This is a genomic window from Demequina sediminis, assembly GCF_039545075.1.
GTDB classification, from domain to species: domain Bacteria; phylum Actinomycetota; class Actinomycetes; order Actinomycetales; family Demequinaceae; genus Demequina; species Demequina sediminis.
In genome coordinates, this window is sequence record NZ_BAABRR010000004.1 from 181,981 (window position 1) to 199,620 (window position 17,640).

A 17,640-nucleotide genomic window follows, 5' to 3' on the forward strand; every position below is an offset into this window, starting at 1 on the left:
GGCCACCACCCTCAAGGAGTACTAGTGACCGCCCTCAGCACCGAGGCCACCAATTTCGGGTGGCTCCTGGACAACTTCGTCGAGTCCGTTCCCGGCACCCGCCACACGCTTGTGGTGAGCGCCGACGGCCTGCTCATGGCGATGTCGAAGAACCTGGACCGCACGGAGGGCGACACGCTCGCCGCGATCGTCGCGGGCATGTCGAGCCTCACGCGTGGCGCCGCGCGCCAGCTGCAGGCCGGCGAGGTGCGCCAGTCGATCGTCGAGATGGACGAGCTATTCCTGTTCCTCATGAGCGTGTCGAACGGCTCGGTGCTCGCGGTGGCCGCCGACTCGACGTGCGACGTGGGCCTCGTGGGCTATGAGATGACGCTGCTCGTGTCGCGCTTCGAGAACGCGCTCACGCCTCAGCTCATCACCGAGATGCGTCAGAACCTCCCGACGGACGGCCAGACGCGGGCCTAACCATGAGCGACGCGACGATGCCGCACGACGGCGAGGAGGAGGCCTACACCGTACGGCCGTACGCCGTGACGGGCGGGCGTGTCAGCGCCGCGAGCACGGACCTCCCGATGGAGGCGCTGGTCGAGACCACGACCGACACCAAGGCTTTGACGGGGCTCACCCCTGAGAAGAAGAAGATCCTGGAGCTCGCTTCAGGGGAGTACCAGTCCGTGGCCGAGCTGTCGGCCCACACCCGGCTTCCGCTGGGTGTGGTCCGGGTGCTGGTGACGGATCTTGCCGCAGTCAATTATCTGAAGATCCACGTGGGCGGAACCGCGCAGGATGAGTCGACTCACGACTCGTCCGGCGGACTGTCCCTGAGCCTCCTGGAGAGTGTCCTCGATGGCATCGCAGCCCTCTAACGCGGCGGTCGCCGCTCCCGCGGTCAACGCCGCGCCCACGGTCGTGAAGATTGTGATTGCAGGCGGTTTCGCCGTCGGCAAGACGACCTTCATCGGCTCCATCTCCGACATCGACCCGCTGAATACCGAGGCCGCCATGACCGAGCACTCGGTGGGCGTCGACGATGCGGGTGGCGTCACCGACCGCAAGACCACCACGACGGTCGCCATGGACTTTGGCCGCATCGCGCTGCCCGGGTCGCTGTGGCTCTACCTGTTCGGCACGCCGGGCCAGGATCGCTTCCTCTTCATGTGGGACGACCTGGTGCGCGGCGCGATCGGCGCCGTGGTGCTGGTCGACACCGAGCGTCTCGATCAGTGCTTCCCCGCGGTCGACTACTTCGAGGGCCGGGGCATCCCGTTCGTCGTGTGCGTCAACTGCTTCGACGGCGTGGCGCGCCACACCCTCGAGGACGTCCGCGAGGCGCTCGGCATCCCGGACGACGTCCCGGTGATGTACACCGACGCCCGTGAGAAGGCCGCGACCAAGCAGGCCCTCATTTCGGTGGTGCAGCTCGCGATGCGTCGCATCAAGGACCGCTGACCACCACCATGAACGGGGAGCGCCCCCGCATCCGGGCTGAGGCCGGTTGCGGGGGCGCTCCCGTGTCCGGCGCTACCCTTGCACAGTGATCTACGTCGATGGCTCGGCCCTGTGCAGGTTCCTGCCGGGCGTGCGCTACTTCGACGAGTTCAACGACTTCGCGGTCCCGCGCATCGGGGAGCTCGCGACCACCCAGCTGGGATTCACGGAGCTGCGCCAGGCCGCGGAGCTGTATCCGCGCGAGCAGAAGTCCAAGGCCTTCGACGTGGTCGAGATGGTGCGAGCGTCGATCCCCGTGATCCGGTTCTCGGAGCACAACATGTCGGTGTCGACGCATGCGGTTGCGGTGCTCAAGCCCTTCGCGGCGCTGCACCTGGGTGCGGCCGTCGCTCATCCCGAGATTCACGCGATCCTCACGTACGACGCGGAGCTCGCCCGGGCCTCCGAGCTCTACGAGCTGCAGGTGCTGAGCCCGGGCCTCGCTCCGGGCTGGCACAATGTCACCGGCGCCTAGGCGCCAAGGAGAGTTGACCGAGCGGCCGAAGGTGACAGTCTTGAAAACTGTTGAGGCGTAACCCGTCTCCGCGGGTTCGAATCCCGCACTCTCCGCTCAGTGTTCGGCCTGGCCCGTCGCGCGTGCCGCGTCGGGACCCAGCGGGAGGGCTTTTGCCCGCGCCACCCCGAGCCCGCTATCCTGGGCACCCTTGGAGACGTCGCATAGTCAGGTCTAGTGCGCGGTCCTGCTAAGACCGTGAGGGGCTTATACCTCCTCCGTGGGTTCAAATCCCACCGTCTCCGCTTCAGAAAGGCCCCTCCTCGGAGGGGCCTTTCGACTGCGTGAGGACGATGCTCCGATTCAGTCTCCCGGCAGCACGAGAGGACGGCCGGGAGACAGCGGCCGGTGCAGGTGGCGGTTGAGGAAGCCCCGTACGAGCCCTTCGAGGTCGACCGCGGTGCGGTCGAGCAGCCACTGCACCTGCAAGCCGTCGAGAAGGGCGATCACCTGCGCGGCGATCTCCTCGGGATCGGACTTGCGGCGCAGCTCTCCCTCCTCTTCGAGCTCGCGCAGCGCGTCGATCAAGAGCTCGCGGAGCCACGCGTAGCGCTCGCGGAAGTACTCGTGGCCGGGGTGGTCGGGCGCGGTCGCGGCGGCGGACAGGATCGCGAAGAGCTTGACCGAACCCGGTGTCTCGCTCGAGAAGCGCGCGACGTCGATGAAGCCCTGGAGCAGGGCTCGGCCGTCCCGCTGCGCGGCGGGAAGCAGGTCAATCCCGAGGTCGTCGCGGTACCGCAGCGCGTCCACGAGGAGCAGCCGCTCGTCGGGATACCGCCGGCACAGCTCGTCGGGCTCAAGCCTCGCGCGACGGGCGATGCGCGCGAAGGAGCCGTCGCGATAGCCGTGCTCGCGAATCTCCTCGAGTGCCGCGGCGAGTACCGTGCGCTCGTCGTCGGCGAGGCTGAGGCGATCGCCGCCGGGCCCCTGAATGCTCACCTGCTGTGTCATGACCGCCTCCCGAACGTCGTTGTCCCGGTGTCTCGACTCTAGACCCGCGTGGTGGCGGTGATGCATCGTTGAGACGAGCGGCGCGAGCGTGCGCAACCACGCCTCGAGACCCTGTATAGTTGTGTCTCGGCTCGCAAGGGTCATGCGCCCGTAGCTCAACGGATAGAGCATCTGACTACGGATCAGAAGGTTGGGGGTTCGAATCCCTCCGGGCGCGCCACAGGCCGGACCTCAGGGTCCGGCCTTCGTCGTTTTCCGGGGCTTGCCAGGCGCTGAGGTACCCCCCAGGGTCTAGCGTGCGAGTTGTCAGCCCGGACGCCCGTCCTCGCTGCGGAAAGGCACTGCGATGGACTTCCTCTCTCACTTTGTGGACATCCTCCTGTGGTCGCTGTGGTTCGCGATCTGGATCTCCTTCATCTTCCTCGTCATCCGGTTTGTCATGGACATCTTCAGGGACGAGCAGCTCTCGGTCGCCGGCAAGATCGCGTGGACCCTGCTCCTGGTGGTCCTCCCGATCCTCGGCTCGCTCATCTACATCTTCGCGCGGGGCCGCGGGATGGCCGAGCGCGACCTCGTCGCCGCGAAGCAGGTGCGCGCCGCGCAGGTCGAGTACACGCGCGGCCTGATCGACGAGGCCGGACCGGCCGCGGAGATCAAGGCGGCCAAGGAGCTGCTCGACGCTGGCGCGATCTCCCAGGCGGAGTTCGACACGCTCAAGGCCCGCGCGCTCGCGTAGTCCTCACGCCTCCGTCACGGCGGTCTGGCCCTGCGGGGTCAGGCCGCCGTGTCGCGTCCGTCCTCGTCGAGCGCGAGCCGCGTGACCGTGTCGCCGGCGATCGCGACGACGGTGAGCGCCGCCTCGCGGCCGGGAGGCAAGAGTCTCACCGTGACCGTCTCGGTGGCATCGCCCAGGATCCGCGCGACGCGCGTCTCGACCCTCGCCATCGCGTCGCCGCCCGCGAGGCCGGTGCCGCGGTCGTCGAGGAGTGTCACGTCGACTCCCCTGCTCCGCGCGGCCGCGGCGGCGTCGAGCACGGCCGGGGTCGCGAGAGAGCGTCCGCGCACGCCGTCTCGTAGCCGCGCCTCGCCCTCGCGCCCCGCCGCGCGTTCCTGGTCTGTGAGCGGCTCGCCCGTGGCGATGCGTTCGAGGAGTGGCCTCGAGGCGACCGCGACCTCTGCGGCGCGCTGCAACCGCACCTGGCGCCCCGCCTCGGCGGCCGCCGCCGCTGCCGAGGCGTCGACGGAGCGCTCGGTCAGGGCGTTGATGCGATGCGCGGTGCGGCGCAGGCTCGCGACGAACAGCGTCGCGACCACCAGCAGCCCAAGCTGCGTGTCGACCATCATCACCCCCGTGAGCACCGAGCGTCCGGTGCTCACGGTCCACGCCGCCGTGATGGCGGTCATGAGGCCCGCGGCCATCCATGCGAATCCGGCCCGCCCGCGCAGGATGAGGAACCACAGCAGCCACGTGTTGGATCCCAGGTGCCACGAGGCACGTCCCGTCGGACCCTCGGTGGGCAGGCACCAGGAGATCAGCGCGGTCGACACGATCACCGCCCCGATCACGAGCAACGAGTCTCGCAAGGGGAACGGGTCGGGATGGGGGCGCGCGAGCAGCACGCCGGCGGCGGAGACGATGACCGCGGCCACGTAGGCGGGCCAGGCCACCGACAGCGTGTCGATCGTGGTGACGGTGAAGACGATGTTGGTGACGACGAAGACGCCGAGAATGAGCGCGGCACCCTCCGACCGCAGCGCGAGGAGCCTACTGACGTCCACCGTGCGCGAGGCCTGAGGCGCCGTCACGCGATCCGCCCGACTCACGGCCTGCTCCACGCGAGCGTCACGGTGGTTCCCGTGCCGGGGCTTGAGCTGATCTCAGCGTCTCCGCCCGCGACGGCGCGCATGCGCTCGAGGATGCTCACGCGGATGCCGAGCCGTCGCTGGGAGACCTTGGCGGGGGAGAATCCTGGCCCCTGATCGGACACCACCACGCGGGCCGTGGAGTCGTCGACATCGATCTCCACGCGCGCGCCGCAGTCGGGACCGGCGTGGCCGAGCGCGTTGCGCATGGCCTCCGCCGTCGCCTCGGCGAAGGCGGCCACGACCCCGGCGGGAAGCGGCGACTCGCCGTCGACGGCGTACCGCACGGGGACCTCGGGTGCGAGCGCCGCCGCGGTCGAACGCACGACCGCGACGAATTCTTCGGGATCGTAGTCGCGCGACTCGCTGCGCCCGCTCGCGAGCGTCTCGACGCGCGTGATCGCGCGTCGCGCCTGGTCGGCGAGCTCCGCGGGTGGCGTGACGCGCGAGGCGGCAAGCAGGACCGACATCACGTCGTCGTGCACGATCGCATTGATACGGGTCTGCTCGGCCTCGCGCGTGCGCCGCGTGGCCTCGAGGGCGGCCTGTTCGCGCGCGTGCTCGGCCGCGGCGTCCTGGCGATCGCCAGCGGCGATGAGGGCCACGGACACCCCTGTGACGATCAGGCAGAAGATCACCGCCCCCAGGCCGTCGAGGACGGCCTCGAGCGCGGCATCGTCCCTCACCTGGACCTGCACCATTGCGACCACCGGGCCCTGGAGCAACGGGAACAGCCACACGAGGGGTCGCGGCCACGCGATCGCGAGCGCGGTCGCATGGATCGCGGTCACGCCTTGGAGCCATGGCGTGGTGTCGTCCGCGAGGACGTCGTCGATCATGAAGGCGGGCCACGCCACCTGGATCGCGAGGAACGCCAGCGACGTGCCGCCCGCGAGGCCCAGCAGCGGACGGATCGGCATGGTGCGCGACAGCACGGGGTACACCACGGGGATCCCCACACCCACCACGACCGTGGCGATGCCGAACGGCGAGCGGAGCTGGCCGATCTGCGCGAGGAAGCCCGAGCCGCCGGTGGCCATCAGCGCCCCGAAGATGAGTCCGCCGATGCCGAGCGCGAAGAGCAGGGTGCGCTGAATGCGCTCGCGTGCCGGATGCTCGGCGACGGTCACTGAGGTCCCTCGAGAAGACCGTCCTCGAGGGCACGCTTGTACAGGTCGACGCGAGACTGTGCGGGGCGGCCCGCGTCGGCGTACTTGCGGCGGATCCTGCTCACGTAGTCGGCCACCGTCTCGCGCGACACTCCCAGGTGACGCGCGACCGAAGAGGCGGTGAGGCCCGAGGCGTACAGCGACAGGATCTCGCGTTCGCGCGCGCTGAGCCTGGCGTCCGCGATCGAGTCGTCGGAGTCGATCGCGGCGGCCCAGTCGGTGCCGAACACCTCCTGGCCCGCGGCAGCCGTGCGAATCGCGTCGAGAAGGACGTCGGGTTCGGAGGATTTCCGAATGAGGCCCAGCGCCCCGGCCCGCGCGGCCGACTGGATGAGGCGCCGGTCCTCGCCTCCGGTGTAGATGAGCACGTGCGCGCCCAGCGCGTGTATCGCGGCGATGTTGGACTCGGGTGTCGACCCGTCCGCGAGACGCAGGTCGAGCACCACGAGATCGAGGGTGCGGCCCAGGCCGGGCAGCGCATCGACGGTCTCGACGAGTCCCGCGAGATCGAGATCGGGCGTCCCCTCGACCAGGTCCCGGAAGCCCAAGGAGATCAGCGCGTGGTCCTCGACCAAAGCGATGACCCGGCGTGCGGACGCTGCGGCCACGGTTCACCCCCTTCTACGAGACCGAATCCTAGTCGATTCTCGGTCGTCATCCCTGGATGAAGGCGTATTCGAGGTGGTGCCCCCATAAATGGGGGCTTGAGCGGGGTGCGCGCCGGTGGGAGTTTCTTCGTGAGGTACACGCGGGAGGTGGAGAGGGGTTCGAGTGGTGGGCTGGTCGAGTGAGTCAGTGGCACTCGTCGTCACCGGGGGGTTGCTCGCACTCGTCGTCATCACCTCTCTTCACCCCCGCGTGGCCCTGACGCCAGGCTCGAGGATCGTGTTCCTCGCCGGCGCCGTGGCCTTCGTGGGCTTTGCACTCGTCGCCGAGTACGTGGTCGACGTCACCGTCCCGCCCGTGGTGCTGGCGCTGCCGGTGCTGCCGCTTGCGGTGGGCGCCGTGCTGATTCGCGCTGCCGTGAGCGAGCCGCGGGGTGCGCGGCAGGCTCCCGCCGCGAGCGTGCCTGCACGACCGGCCGTCGAGTTCCCGGTCGCGCCCGCGCCGTTCGGCGCGCAGGGTCCGGGCGCGGAGCGACTCCTCGCGTCGAGCCCCTATGCGACGCCCTCCGAGCTGTCCGAGCTCGCGTATGGACACCCCGAGCTGCGCACCGCGATCGCCGCGAACCCGTCGTCACCCGCGAGCCTCCTGCAGTGGCTCACCGAGCAGGGCGAGCCCGCGGTGCTTGCCGCGATCTCCGCACGCGGGCGCCTGCTGGGCTAACAGCCCGCTGCGTCACCAGGGGGCGCCGCGCTCACTCCGGTGACGCGGTCCCGGCCTCGAAGGACCCGGTCCACGCCTGCGCGGAGGTGACCACGCACACGGCAGTGCGATCGCCCGCCTCCCACGTCTCACGCGACGGCGCCCACACGCGCCACGCGAGGCCGTCGACCACGCCCGCCGCGGCATCGTCCGCCTCCTCGCGCAGCAACGCGACCCGACCGGCGCAGAACTCCTGCGAGCGCGTCGCGATGGTCCCGGCTCCGATCCACTCGGGCTCGGTGAACGTCAGCGCGGCAATGGTCTCGGCACGGTGCGGCTCGGCGCACGGCACGGCCATGACCTCGCCCACCGTGGCGCCGTCACCCGGCACATCCTCGAGGCACAGGCCCTCGACCACCGCCATGCCCGACACCGCGCCCGTCGCCCCGCGCTGCACCGGCTCGATCGACCGCGCGCCTGCCTCGAGCACGACGTCGGCAACCACCCCACCCGCGATCGCGAGCGCGGTCGCGCCGCCGAGCATCCATGCGAGCACCACTCCGCGCCGGCTCCGCTTGCGTGGGCGCGCGGGTGCCCCACCGTCGAGGAGCGCCGATGCCGGGGCGGCGGCCTCCGCCGATCGGGTCGGGCGCACGGGGGCCGTCCCGAGGGCGGGCGGGGGTGCGAAGTCGTCGCTCATGCTCACGCGTCCGCGAAGTCGATGACGACGGGCACGTGGTCGGACGCGCCCTTGCCCTTGCGCTCGTCGCGCACGATGCTGCCGGCCGTCGCGCGAGCGGCCAGCGGCGCGGAGGCGTAGACGAAGTCGATCCGCATCCCCTCGCCCTTGGGGAAGCGCAGCTGCTTGTAGTCCCAGAAGGTGTACGTGCGCTCCGCGGGCAGGAAGCGGCGCGAGAGCTCAACGTAGCCGGCGTCCTCGAACGCGTGGAAGGCCGCGCGGGCCTCGGGCGTCACGTGAGTGACGGCCTCGGAGTCCTCCTCCGACCAGATGTCGGTGGGTAGCGGCGCGACGTTGAAGTCGCCCACGAGGGCGGTGGGGGAGTCGGCCCACGTGGAGGCCGCGTCGCGCAGCCGCGCGAGGAAGTCGAGCTTGTACGTGTAGTGGGGATCCGCGAGGCCGCGCCCGTTGGGGACGTACAGGCTCCACACCCGCACGCCGCCGCATGTGGCGCCCAGGGCGCGCGCCTCGACGATGGGATCGACGCCGGCCTTGTCGAAGCCCGGCTGAGCGGGGAACGCGCTCTCGACGTCGGCGAGACCGACCCTCGACGCGATCGCGACGCCGTTCCATTGGTTGAGACCGTGGATCGCGAGCTCGTAGCCGGAGGCCTCGAAGGCCTCGCGCGGAAACTGCTCGGGCTTGCACTTGATCTCTTGCATCGCGAGCACGTCCGTCTCGGACCGCTCGAGCCAGTCGACCACGCGGTCGACTCGCGCGCGGATGGAGTTCACGTTCCAGGTGGCGAGGCGCATGGAGCCAACCTACCGGCGCGCGCGCCGCCGGTAGGTTGGAGCCATGGCCATCGCACTCGTCACTGGAGCATCCGCCGGACTGGGCGAGGAGTTCGCGTGGCAGCTCGCCACCGCCGGCCACGACGTGGTGTTGGTCGCCCGTTCGCGCGACCGGCTCAGCGAGGTCGCCCACCTCGTGCGATCCGCGACGGGGAGATCCGCCGAGGTCATGGCGGCGGACCTGTCGACCGACGACGGCCGCGAGGCGGTGGCCGCCCGGCTGTCCGCGACGGACCGCCCGGTCAGCCTGCTCGTCAACAACGCCGGGCACGGCATCGGCGCCCCCTTCACCGCCTCGACGTGGGACCAGGAGCGCGCCCTGCTCGACGTCCACGTGACCGCGCCGCTGCGCCTCACGCACGCCGTGCTGCCCGGCATGATCGCGCGCGGCCACGGCGCCGTGGTCAACGTCGCATCGATCGCGGCACACCTGTCGAACAGCACGTATGCCGCCCACAAGCGGTGGGCCGTCGAGTTCACGCAGGCGCTCGCGGGCCAACTCGCGGGCACGGGAGTGACCGCCACCGCGGTGCTCCCCGGCCTGGTGCGGACGCGCTTTCACGACGCGGCCTCGCTGCGGCACATGCGCGACGAGTTCCCCGACGCCGCGTGGCTCGACCCCGAGCAGGTCGTGACCGCCGCGCTCGCCGCGGTGCGCCGCGGCCAGACCGTCGTGACCCCCTCGGCACGGTACGCGGTCGCGGGAGCGCTGCTCGGCGTCCTTCCCGGTCGCCTCACGCGGGGGCGCCGCAGCCAGCAGCGGGACTGAGCCGCCGCTCACCGTCCGCGCGACCGACGCCACTAGTCTGGGCGCCATGACCACCGGAATCGCCCTCACGGGAACGCCGCGCGAGCAGCTGCGCGACCTCATCACGGAGCTGGCCGTCGTGCGCGGCCGCATCACCCTCGCGTCGGGCCGCGAGGCCGACTACTACGTGGACCTGCGGCGCATCACGCTGCACCACCGCGCGGCCCCGCTCGTGGGGCACGTCCTGCTCGACGCTCTCGAGGAGGCCGGGTACGGCCCCGCCGACATCGACGCCGTGGGCGGGCTCACGCTGGGCGCGGATCCCGTCGCGACCGCGCTGCTGCACGCCGCCGCATCGCGCGGCCTCGACCTCGACGCCTTCGTGGTGCGCAAGGAGTCGAAGGCGCACGGACTGCAGCGCCGCATCGAGGGACCCGACGTCGCCGGCCGGCGCGTCGTCGCCGTCGAGGACACCTCGACCACGGGCGGCTCGGTGCTGACGGCGGTCGAGGCGCTCCGCGAGGCGGGTGCGGAGGTGGTCGCCGTGGCCGTGATCGTCGACCGCGCGACCGGAGCGCGCGAGGTCATCGAGGAGGCGGGCCTTCCCTATCTCGCGCTCTACGGCCTCGAGGACCTGGGCCTCCAGTAGGAACGATGCCGGGCGCACCTGCTGGCGCCCGGCGCCGCCCGCTAGGGTGAGCCCCATGCGCACGCTGATGTCGATGAGGGTGGGCACCGGCGTGCTGGCGAGCATGGTGGCTATCGCCCTCGTCTCGGGCGCCCTGCCGGCGGTCCCCGCGGTCATCATCGCGGGGGTCGCGTTCGTGGTGCTCGGCGGGTGGGAGGCGTACTCCGCGTACACGCACCGCGACCAGGCCGAGAAGTTCGCGCGGGCGCACGGCTGGGAGCACGTGCCGCGCACGGCCGCGTACTCGACGCGCTTCACCGGCATGCCGTTCGACCTGGTGGGTGACTCGGTGCGCCAAGAAGACGTGCTGCGCGGCACCTATGCCGGGCTGCGGTGCGCCGCCTTCACCCACGTGGTCGAGACCACGCGTCAGGGTGAGAGCGCGGTCGTGCAGTCCTTCCACGTGACGCTCGCGGAGCTGCCGGTCGCGCTGCCGCGCCTCGACATCGTCCCCGAGAACCTCGCCCATCACGTCGCCCAGGCCCTCGGCGGCATTGACATCGAGGTCGAGTCTCATGAGTTCAACGCCCGCTGGCGCGTGATCGCCCGCGACCGTAAGTACGGCCACGACGTGATCGACCCGCGGATGATCGAGCGGCTCCTCGCGTGGGACGCGCACGGCAGGTCGATCCGCATCGATGGAGGCGCGGTGATGGTGTGGGGGCCGGGCCGCGAGGCCGTCGACACGCTCGCCAAGCGGCTCGACGTCGTGGTGGGCGTCGCGCGCCGCATCCCGGCCCACGTGCTGCGCCGCTACGAGGAACAGGGCCACGCGATGCGCGAGCCGGACGCCCCGCTCACGGGCCCGGACTGGGCCACCACCCCAGGCGCCCTGACCTCTCGCCGGTACACCGGCATCGGCGCGGAGGACGAGCCACTCAACCCGTGGCGCGATCCCGAGGAAAACCCCTCGTCTGGCGCGTGAGGGTGCCGCGCGCGGACGTTCCTCGCTAGAGTCGCGAGAGACGTCAGGAGAGACACATGCTGGAGTGGTTCTTCATCGCGCTCGCGGTGATTCTTGTGATCGTGGCGCTGTGGGCCGTCGCCGCCTACAACGGGCTGGTCACGCTGCGCAACCTCGTGCAGGAGGCGTGGCGCCAGATCGATGTCGAGCTGCAGCGCAGGCACGACCTCATTCCCAACCTGGTCGAGACCGTCAAGGGTTACGCGAAGCACGAGCGCGAGACGCTCGAGGCCGTCACCCAGGCGCGCACGATCGCGGCCGCTCCGGGCTCCTCGCCCGCCGAGCAGGCCGCCCAGGAGAACATCCTCACCCAGGCGCTGGGCAGGCTCTTCGCGGTCGCCGAGGCGTACCCGGACCTCAAGGCCAACCAGAACTTCATGCAGCTCCAGCAGGAGCTCACCAACACCGAGGACCGCGTGGCGGCGGGCCGACGCTTCTACAACGCGAACGTGCGCACGCTCAACACGCGCATCGAGACCTTCCCGACGGTGATCATCGCGAACATGTTCGGCTTCGCTCGCGAGGAGTACTTCGAGACCGAGGACGCAGCGCGCCAGGCGCCCAACGTTCAGTTCTAGCCGTGGGGCCGGGCTTCACGGTCGATGCCTCGAACGGGGTCACCTCCGCGGTCATGATCGCGCTGGTGGCGATCGCGGCGGCAGTGGTCGTCGCCGGCGCGGTGCGCTACTACCGCGCGGAGCAGGAACGGCTCGCGCGCGTGCGCGCGCTGGTCGACTCGCGCGGGTGGGTCTATACCCCGCGGGACGACTCTCTTGCCGAGCGGCTCACCACCAGGCCCTTCGGTGGCGGGGACGAGCGCGAGGCTCGCGAGATCATCACCGGCTCTCGCGAGGGCCGGCCTTTCCAGGCCTTTCGCTACGTGGTGATCGATCACTCGCGCGACTCGAAGGGCCGCCGCACCACGACCCGCACGGACCACCAGGTGGTGTGGATCCCGCTCGCGAGGGCGCTGCCCGTGCTGCGCCTGTCTCCCGACGACGGCCTGCAGCGGCTCCTCACCGGGCTCGGCTGGGGCGACGTCGACACCGAGTCGCACGCGTTCAACCAGCGATGGCGGGTCAGCGCGCGCGACGACGCGTACGCGCACGCCGTGCTCGCGCCCCACGTGATCGAGGAGCTGTTGCGCAGGGAATGGTGGGGAGCGACCCTCGTGATCGAGGGGGCCGTGCTCGCGCTGGTGCGCACCGGGCGTCCCGACTTGTCCACCCTGGACGCGTCGCTTGACCGGCTCGAGGCGTTGGTGGGCCTCATCCCGCCGTTCGTGCTCGCCGACTACGGCAGCTGAGGAGGCCCGGCGGGCGAGGAGTCGGCGTCCTCGCCGGTGATGTCCTCCGCGATGGCCTCGACGGCGCGGCTCGCCTCGCGGCGGTGCTTGATCGTCTCGATCACGATCGGCAGGACGGACACGAAGACGATCACCAGCGCGGCGACCTCGAGGTTGTCGCGGATGATCGCGACGTTGCCCAGGAAGTAGCCGAGCACCGTCACGCCCACGGCCCAGACGAATGCGCCGATCACGTTGAACTTGATGAAGTGCCCGTAGTGCATGCGGCCGATGCCGGCCGCCACGGGGATGTACGTGCGCACGAACGGCACGAAGCGGGCGAGCACGATCGCCCTTCCCCCGTAGCGCTCGAAGAAGGCGTGCGTCTTGTCGATGTGCTCGCGCTTGAAGAACCGCGAGTCGGGCCGGTTGAAGATCGCCGGCCCCGCCTTGTGGCCGATGAAGTAGCCGAGCTGGTCGCCGATGAAGGCCGCGAGGAACAGCGCGAGGCACGCGACCCACAGCGGCACGTCCAAGAGGCCCGTGCCGATGAACAGCCCCACCGTGAACAGCAGCGAGTCTCCCGGCAGGAACGGAAACAGCAGCCCCGTCTCGATGAGGATGACCACGCAGATCGCGGCGAGCGCCCAGCCGCCAAAACTCGAGATGAAGGACTCGATCATGGTCTCGGGGTCGAGCCACCCGGGTCCGAGGGTGGGCAGGCTTGCGGCAAGTGCGGCGGTGTTCACGTCGGTAATCGTACGTCCGCACTGCGAGGATGAGCCCATGACCGTCACTCTCGGCACCCCGCTCACGCCCACCGCGACCAGGGCGGTGCTGCTCGGCTCGGGAGAACTGGGCAAGGAGGTGGCGATCGAGCTCGCGCGGCTGGGCGTCGAGGTGATCGCCGTCGACCGCTATCCGCACGCCCCCGCCATGTCCGTCGCGCATCGTGCCCACGTGGTCGACATGCTCGACCCCGTTGCACTACGCGCCGTGATCGACGCCGAGCGTCCCCACCTGGTCATCCCCGAGATCGAGGCCATCGCGACGCAGGTGCTCGCGGAGGTTGAGGAGTCGGGGCTGTCGACCGTGATCCCGACCGCACGCGCGACGATCCTCACGATGGACCGCGAGGGCATCCGGCGCCTCGCGGCGGAGGAGCTCGGGCTGCCCACCTCGCCGTACCGGTTCGTCGACACGCGCGATGACTTCGCCGCGGCTGTCGCCGAGCTCGGCACGCCGTGCGTGGTCAAGCCGGTGATGTCGTCCTCGGGCAAGGGGCAGTCCGTCGTGCGCACGCCTGCCTACATCGACGCGGCGTGGACGTACGCCGTCGAGGGCGGCCGCGCCGGCGGCTCGCGGGTGATCGTCGAGGGCTTCGTCGACTTCGACTACGAGATCACGCTGCTCACCGTCCGCCACGCCGGAGGCGTGACGTTCCTGCCGCCCGTGGGCCACACGCAGGTCGACGGTGACTATCGCGAGTCGTGGCAGCCGCAGGAGATGTCCGAGTCGGCGCTCGCCGAGTCCCGCCGGATCGCGGGGGCGGTGACCGAGGCGCTGGGCGGTCGGGGCGTCTTCGGGGTGGAGCTCTTCGTCGCGGGAGACCGCGTGCTGTTCTCGGAGGTCTCGCCGCGCCCCCACGACACGGGCCTCGTGACGCTCGTCTCGCAGGACCTGAGCGAGTTCGCGCTGCACGCGCGCGCGATCCTCGGGCTGCCGGTGCCCGGGGTGCTGTCGCTCGGCGCGGCGGCCTCGTGCGCGGTGCTTGCCGAGGGCTCGGGCGTGCCGGTGTTCGCGGGCGTGGACGATGCCGTGGCGGAGCCGGGCACGGACGTGCGGCTTTTCGGCAAGCCTCGTGTGGAAGGACGGCGCAGGGTGGCGGTGACGCTTGCGCGCGGGGAGGACGTCGCCCAGGCGCGCGAAAAGGCGAGGGCGTCGGCATCGGCTCTGCGGATTGAGCTCGCGTGAGCGGCAGTTCGGTCGAGACAGGCGACCTCGCGCCTCACCACGGGCTGGGCCCGTGGGAGGGCGAGTGGCCGGCCGACCCCCGCTACGACCGCGAGCTGCTGGCATATGGCGACCGTCGCAACGTCGTGGACCGCTACCGGTATTGGACGCTCGAGGCAATCGTCGCGGACCTCGATCAGCGCCGTCACCCGTTCCACGTCGCGATCGAGAACTGGCACCACGATCTCAACATCGGCTCCGTGGTCCGCACCGCCAACGCGTTCCTCGCGCGTGAGGTGCACATCGTGGGCCACCGTCGGTGGAACCGGCGTGGTGCCATGGTGACGGACCGCTACCAGCACATTCGCCACCATCCGACGGTCGAGGACTTCGCCGCATGGGCCGACGCCGCGGGGTTGCCTGTGGTCGGCGTGGACAACCTGCCCGGCTCGGTGCCGCTTGAGACGTATGAGCTTCCTCGCGAGTGCGTTCTGGTCTTCGGCCAGGAGTCCGTCGGCCTCTCCGAGGCGATGAGGGAGCGCGCGGTCGCGACGCTGGCGATCGCGCAATACGGGTCGACGCGATCCATCAACGCCGGGGCCGCCGCGGCCATCGCGATGCACGCGTGGGTGCGCCTCCACGGTGACGTCGACGCGGGTCACGGCTGACCGCTCGCCCTAGGACCTTCGCCACCCCGACACCTGCGTTATCTGACAGAATGGACCGCGGTTCCATCCGCACAAGCTCAGGAGTTACCCATGGCTATCGCCACCACCGAGTCGTACGCCGCGATGCTGGACGCCGCCAAGGCCGGCGGCTACGCGTTCCCCGCGATCAACATCACGTCGTCGTCGTCCGTCACCGCAGCCATCCAGGGCTTCGCGGAGGCCGAGTCCGACGGCATCATCCAGGTTTCGGTGGGCGGTGGCCAGTACGCCTCCGGCTCGACCATCAAGGACGCGGTTGTGGGTTCGCTCGCGCTCGCCGCGTACGCCCGCGTCGTCGCGGAGAAGTACGGCGTCACCATCGCGCTGCACACCGACCACTGCCACAAGGTCTACCTCGACGAGTGGCTGAAGCCGCTGCTGAAGCTTGAGGCCGAGTCGATCGCCGCGGGCAAGGGCCCGATCTTTAACTCGCACATGTGGGACGGCTCGTCCGTGCCGATGGAGGAGAACCTCGCGATCGCCGAGGAGCTCCTCGAGCTCTCGCAGGCTGCTGACACGATCCTCGAGATCGAGATCGGCGTCGTCGGCGGCGAGGAGGACGGCCACTCGGCCGAGGTCAACGACAAGCTCTACTCGACCCCCGAGGACGGCATCGCCACGATCGAGCGCCTCGGCCTCGGCGAGAAGGGCCGCTACCTGACCGCCATGACGTTCGGCAACGTGCACGGCGCGTACAAGCCGGGTGCCGTCAAGCTGCGTCCCGAGATCCTCGGTGACATCCAGGCCGCCGCCGCCGCGAAGTTCGGCAAGGAGAAGCCGTTCGACCTCGTGTTCCACGGTGGCTCGGGCTCGACCGCCGAGGAGATCGCCACGGCCGTCTCGCACGGTGTGATCAAGATGAACATCGACACGGACACGCAGTACGCCTACACGCGCCCCGTGGTCGACCACATGATGAAGAACTACGACGGCGTCCTCAAGGTCGACGGCGAGTGGGGCAACAAGAAGGCCTACGACCCGCGCGCGTGGGGCAAGCTCGCCGAGGCTGGCATGGCCGCTCGCGTCGTCGAGGCCTGCCAGCAGCTCGGCTCGGCCGGCAAGAAGATCTGAACGACCGACTCGTGAGGGAGGCCTCCGCGGTCGTTTGACTGCGGAGGCCTTCGCACGTTTCCACAGACATTAGGGGAGGGGCACGATGCCCGGAGCAGTGATCGTTGGCGCGCAGTGGGGCGACGAGGGCAAGGGGAAGGCGACGGACCTCCTGGGCTCGCGCGTCGACTACGTGGTGAAGTTCAACGGCGGCAACAACGCCGGCCACACGGTCGTCATCGGTGACCAGAAGTTCGCGCTGCACCTGCTCCCGTCGGGAATCCTCACGCCGGGCTGCACGCCCGTGATCGGCAACGGCGTCGTCGTGGACCTGCGCGTGCTGTTCGAGGAGCTCGACGCGCTCAATGAGCGCGGTGTCGACACCTCGGACCTCCTCGTCTCGAACGCCGCCCACATCATCGCCCCCTATGCGCGCACGCTCGACAACGTGACGGAGCGCTTCCTCGGCAAGCGCAAGATCGGCACGACGGGACGCGGAATCGGTCCGGCCTATGCGGACAAGATCAACCGCCTGGGCCTGCGCATGGGTGACCTCTTCGACGAGTCGCTGCTCCGCGACAAGATCGAGGGCGCGCTCGTGGCGAAGAACCACCTGCTCGTGAAGGTCTACAACCGCCGCGCGATCTCGGTCGACGAGGTCGCCGACGAGCTGCTCGCGTACCGCGACCGGATCGCGCCGCACGTCACCGACACCTCACTCGTGCTCAACAACGCCCTCGACGCGGGCGAGACCGTGCTCTTCGAGGGCGGTCAGGCGACGATGCTGGACGTCGACCACGGCACGTACCCGTTTGTCACGTCCTCGAACGCGACCGCGGGCGGTGCGTGCACCGGCTCCGGCGTGGGCCCCACCCGAATCGACTCGGTGATCGGCATCGCCAAGGCGTACACCACGCGCGTGGGCGAGGGACCGATGCCCACCGAGCTGCTCGACAAGTGGGGCGACCGCCTGCGCGACGTGGGCTACGAGTTTGGCACCACGACGGGACGTCCGCGCCGTTGTGGCTGGTACGACTCTGTGATCACGCGCTACGCGTCGCGCATCAACGGCCTCACCGACATCGTGCTCACGAAGCTCGACGTGCTCACCGGAATCCAGGAGATCCCCGTGTGCGTGAGCTACGACGTTGACGGCGTGCGCCACCAGGATCTGCCTCTCGACCAGGCTGCCTTCGCGGCCGCGGAGCCGGTCTACGAGACGTTCCCCGGTTGGGACGAGGACATCTCGGGATGCCGCGAGTTCTCGGACCTGCCGCGCAACGCCCAGGACTACGTCAAGGCCGTCGAGGAGCTGAGCGACTGCCGCATCTCGACGATCGGCGTGGGCCCCGGCCGCGACGAGATCATCCAGATCAACGACCTCCTGCACACCCGCGCGTAGGCGCGGGCGGGTCGGGGGCC

At 70.2% G+C, this 17,640-nt stretch carries 22 protein-coding genes and 3 tRNA genes; 18 read left to right on the forward strand and 7 right to left on the reverse strand.

The annotated features are described in order from the left end of the window. Positions 1-24: 24 nt before the first annotated feature. The 6 genes from ABEA62_RS05310 to ABEA62_RS05335 all read left to right on the forward strand — a co-directional run bounded on the left by ABEA62_RS05310 (position 25) and on the right by ABEA62_RS05335 (position 2,247). Positions 25-465 carry a roadblock/LC7 domain-containing protein gene (locus tag ABEA62_RS05310; RefSeq protein WP_286214355.1) on the forward strand — a complete coding sequence of 147 codons (441 nt, stop codon included), beginning with the start codon at positions 25-27 and terminating at the stop codon, positions 463-465. A 2-nt stretch (positions 466-467) separates the two neighbouring features. After that, a complete protein-coding gene (locus ABEA62_RS05315) occupies positions 468-866 on the forward strand; it encodes a DUF742 domain-containing protein (protein ID WP_286214354.1) in 399 nt (132 codons plus the stop codon). After that, positions 847-1,449 carry a GTP-binding protein gene (locus ABEA62_RS05320; RefSeq protein WP_286214352.1) on the forward strand — a complete coding sequence of 201 codons (603 nt, stop codon included), beginning with the start codon at positions 847-849 and terminating at the stop codon, positions 1,447-1,449. Before ABEA62_RS05315 ends, ABEA62_RS05320 begins: the two co-directional genes overlap by 20 nt. 85 nt (positions 1,450-1,534) lie before the next feature. Continuing rightward, on the forward strand, positions 1,535-1,963 hold the full coding sequence (locus ABEA62_RS05325) for a hypothetical protein (RefSeq protein WP_286214350.1): 429 nt from the start codon (positions 1,535-1,537) through the stop codon (positions 1,961-1,963). Between the two features lie 7 nt (positions 1,964-1,970). After that, positions 1,971-2,058: transfer RNA gene (locus ABEA62_RS05330), tRNA-Ser, on the forward strand. A gap of 97 nt (positions 2,059-2,155) precedes the next feature. Next, a tRNA-Ser gene (locus ABEA62_RS05335) sits at positions 2,156-2,247 on the forward strand. Positions 2,248-2,305: 58 nt separating this feature from the next. On the opposite strand, the gene ABEA62_RS05340 is transcribed toward ABEA62_RS05335, so the two are convergent. Continuing rightward, the gene (locus ABEA62_RS05340; protein ID WP_345378976.1) at positions 2,306-2,953 is read right to left on the reverse strand and encodes a TetR/AcrR family transcriptional regulator; all 648 of its coding nucleotides are present in this window, start codon (positions 2,951-2,953) and stop codon (positions 2,306-2,308) included. Positions 2,954-3,097: 144 nt separating this feature from the next. Between ABEA62_RS05340 and ABEA62_RS05345 the strand changes: the two genes are divergently transcribed. Together ABEA62_RS05345 and ABEA62_RS05350 are read left to right on the forward strand one after the other, a co-directional pair. Further along, positions 3,098-3,173, forward strand: a tRNA-Arg gene (locus tag ABEA62_RS05345). 126 nt (positions 3,174-3,299) lie between these two features. Continuing rightward, entirely contained in the window at positions 3,300-3,689 is a 390-nt protein-coding gene (locus ABEA62_RS05350) for an SHOCT domain-containing protein (protein WP_286214347.1), read from the forward strand. A 38-nt stretch (positions 3,690-3,727) separates the two neighbouring features. Here the strand turns inward: ABEA62_RS05350 and ABEA62_RS05355 are convergent, their stop codons facing one another. From ABEA62_RS05355 to ABEA62_RS05365, 3 genes are read right to left on the reverse strand one after another with little or no spacing between them, the layout of a single operon-like run. Further along, positions 3,728-4,777 (reverse strand): hypothetical protein, encoded by a 1,050-nt coding sequence (locus ABEA62_RS05355; protein ID WP_286214346.1) that lies wholly within the window; start codon positions 4,775-4,777, stop codon positions 3,728-3,730. Continuing rightward, positions 4,774-5,946: a sensor histidine kinase gene (locus ABEA62_RS05360; RefSeq protein WP_286214345.1), complete on the reverse strand. Its 1,173-nt coding sequence runs from the start codon at positions 5,944-5,946 to the stop codon at positions 4,774-4,776. The genes ABEA62_RS05355 and ABEA62_RS05360 overlap by 4 nt, the downstream gene beginning before the upstream one ends. Next, complete coding sequence (locus ABEA62_RS05365; RefSeq protein ID WP_286214344.1) at positions 5,943-6,593, reverse strand: response regulator transcription factor; 651 nt, start codon at positions 6,591-6,593, stop codon at positions 5,943-5,945. Before ABEA62_RS05365 ends, ABEA62_RS05360 begins: the two co-directional genes overlap by 4 nt. Before the next feature lie 187 nt (positions 6,594-6,780). Between ABEA62_RS05365 and ABEA62_RS05370 the strand changes: the two genes are divergently transcribed. Then, entirely contained in the window at positions 6,781-7,311 is a 531-nt protein-coding gene (locus ABEA62_RS05370; RefSeq protein ID WP_345378980.1) for a variant leucine-rich repeat-containing protein, read from the forward strand. Positions 7,312-7,342: 31 nt separating this feature from the next. Here ABEA62_RS05370 and ABEA62_RS05375 read toward each other — a convergent pair whose 3' ends face one another. Next, entirely contained in the window at positions 7,343-7,990 is a 648-nt protein-coding gene (locus ABEA62_RS05375; RefSeq protein ID WP_286214342.1) for a septum formation family protein, read from the reverse strand. 2 nt (positions 7,991-7,992) lie between these two features. Beyond that, positions 7,993-8,784, reverse strand: coding sequence for an exodeoxyribonuclease III (locus ABEA62_RS05380; RefSeq protein WP_286214341.1), 792 nt, complete (start codon positions 8,782-8,784; stop codon positions 7,993-7,995). Positions 8,785-8,827: 43 nt separating this feature from the next. Here ABEA62_RS05380 and ABEA62_RS05385 point away from each other — a divergent pair, with 43 nt between their 5' ends. Genes ABEA62_RS05385 through ABEA62_RS05405 form a run of 5 tightly spaced genes read left to right on the forward strand, consistent with a single transcriptional unit; the run spans position 8,828 to position 12,529 of the window. Continuing rightward, positions 8,828-9,592 (forward strand): SDR family NAD(P)-dependent oxidoreductase, encoded by a 765-nt coding sequence (locus ABEA62_RS05385; RefSeq protein ID WP_286214340.1) that lies wholly within the window; start codon positions 8,828-8,830, stop codon positions 9,590-9,592. Between the two features lie 46 nt (positions 9,593-9,638). Next, positions 9,639-10,220, forward strand: coding sequence for an orotate phosphoribosyltransferase (pyrE, locus tag ABEA62_RS05390; RefSeq protein ID WP_286214339.1), 582 nt, complete (start codon positions 9,639-9,641; stop codon positions 10,218-10,220). 55 nt (positions 10,221-10,275) lie between these two features. Further along, the gene (locus tag ABEA62_RS05395; protein WP_286214338.1) at positions 10,276-11,184 is read left to right on the forward strand and encodes a hypothetical protein; all 909 of its coding nucleotides are present in this window, start codon (positions 10,276-10,278) and stop codon (positions 11,182-11,184) included. A 56-nt stretch (positions 11,185-11,240) separates the two neighbouring features. Further along, the gene (locus ABEA62_RS05400) at positions 11,241-11,801 is read left to right on the forward strand and encodes a LemA family protein (protein ID WP_286214337.1); all 561 of its coding nucleotides are present in this window, start codon (positions 11,241-11,243) and stop codon (positions 11,799-11,801) included. Positions 11,802-11,803: 2 nt separating this feature from the next. Beyond that, positions 11,804-12,529 carry a type III secretion system chaperone family protein gene (locus ABEA62_RS05405; RefSeq protein WP_286214336.1) on the forward strand — a complete coding sequence of 242 codons (726 nt, stop codon included), beginning with the start codon at positions 11,804-11,806 and terminating at the stop codon, positions 12,527-12,529. Here ABEA62_RS05405 and ABEA62_RS05410 read toward each other — a convergent pair. Continuing rightward, positions 12,517-13,257 carry a VTT domain-containing protein gene (locus ABEA62_RS05410; RefSeq protein ID WP_286214334.1) on the reverse strand — a complete coding sequence of 247 codons (741 nt, stop codon included), beginning with the start codon at positions 13,255-13,257 and terminating at the stop codon, positions 12,517-12,519. The genes ABEA62_RS05405 and ABEA62_RS05410 overlap by 13 nt on opposite strands. 37 nt (positions 13,258-13,294) lie before the next feature. Here ABEA62_RS05410 and purT point away from each other — a divergent pair, with 37 nt between their 5' ends. The 4 genes from purT (at position 13,295) to ABEA62_RS05430 (ending at position 17,620) form a co-directional block, all read left to right on the forward strand. Continuing rightward, positions 13,295-14,482: a formate-dependent phosphoribosylglycinamide formyltransferase gene (gene purT, locus ABEA62_RS05415; protein WP_286214333.1), complete on the forward strand. Its 1,188-nt coding sequence runs from the start codon at positions 13,295-13,297 to the stop codon at positions 14,480-14,482. Next, a complete protein-coding gene (locus ABEA62_RS05420) occupies positions 14,479-15,129 on the forward strand; it encodes a TrmH family RNA methyltransferase (RefSeq protein WP_286214331.1) in 651 nt (216 codons plus the stop codon). The genes purT and ABEA62_RS05420 overlap by 4 nt, the downstream gene beginning before the upstream one ends. A gap of 90 nt (positions 15,130-15,219) precedes the next feature. Then, positions 15,220-16,239: a class II fructose-bisphosphate aldolase gene (gene fbaA / locus ABEA62_RS05425; protein WP_286214329.1), complete on the forward strand. Its 1,020-nt coding sequence runs from the start codon at positions 15,220-15,222 to the stop codon at positions 16,237-16,239. An 85-nt stretch (positions 16,240-16,324) separates the two neighbouring features. After that, entirely contained in the window at positions 16,325-17,620 is a 1,296-nt protein-coding gene (locus ABEA62_RS05430; RefSeq protein ID WP_286214328.1) for an adenylosuccinate synthase, read from the forward strand. Positions 17,621-17,640: the final 20 nt, after the last annotated feature.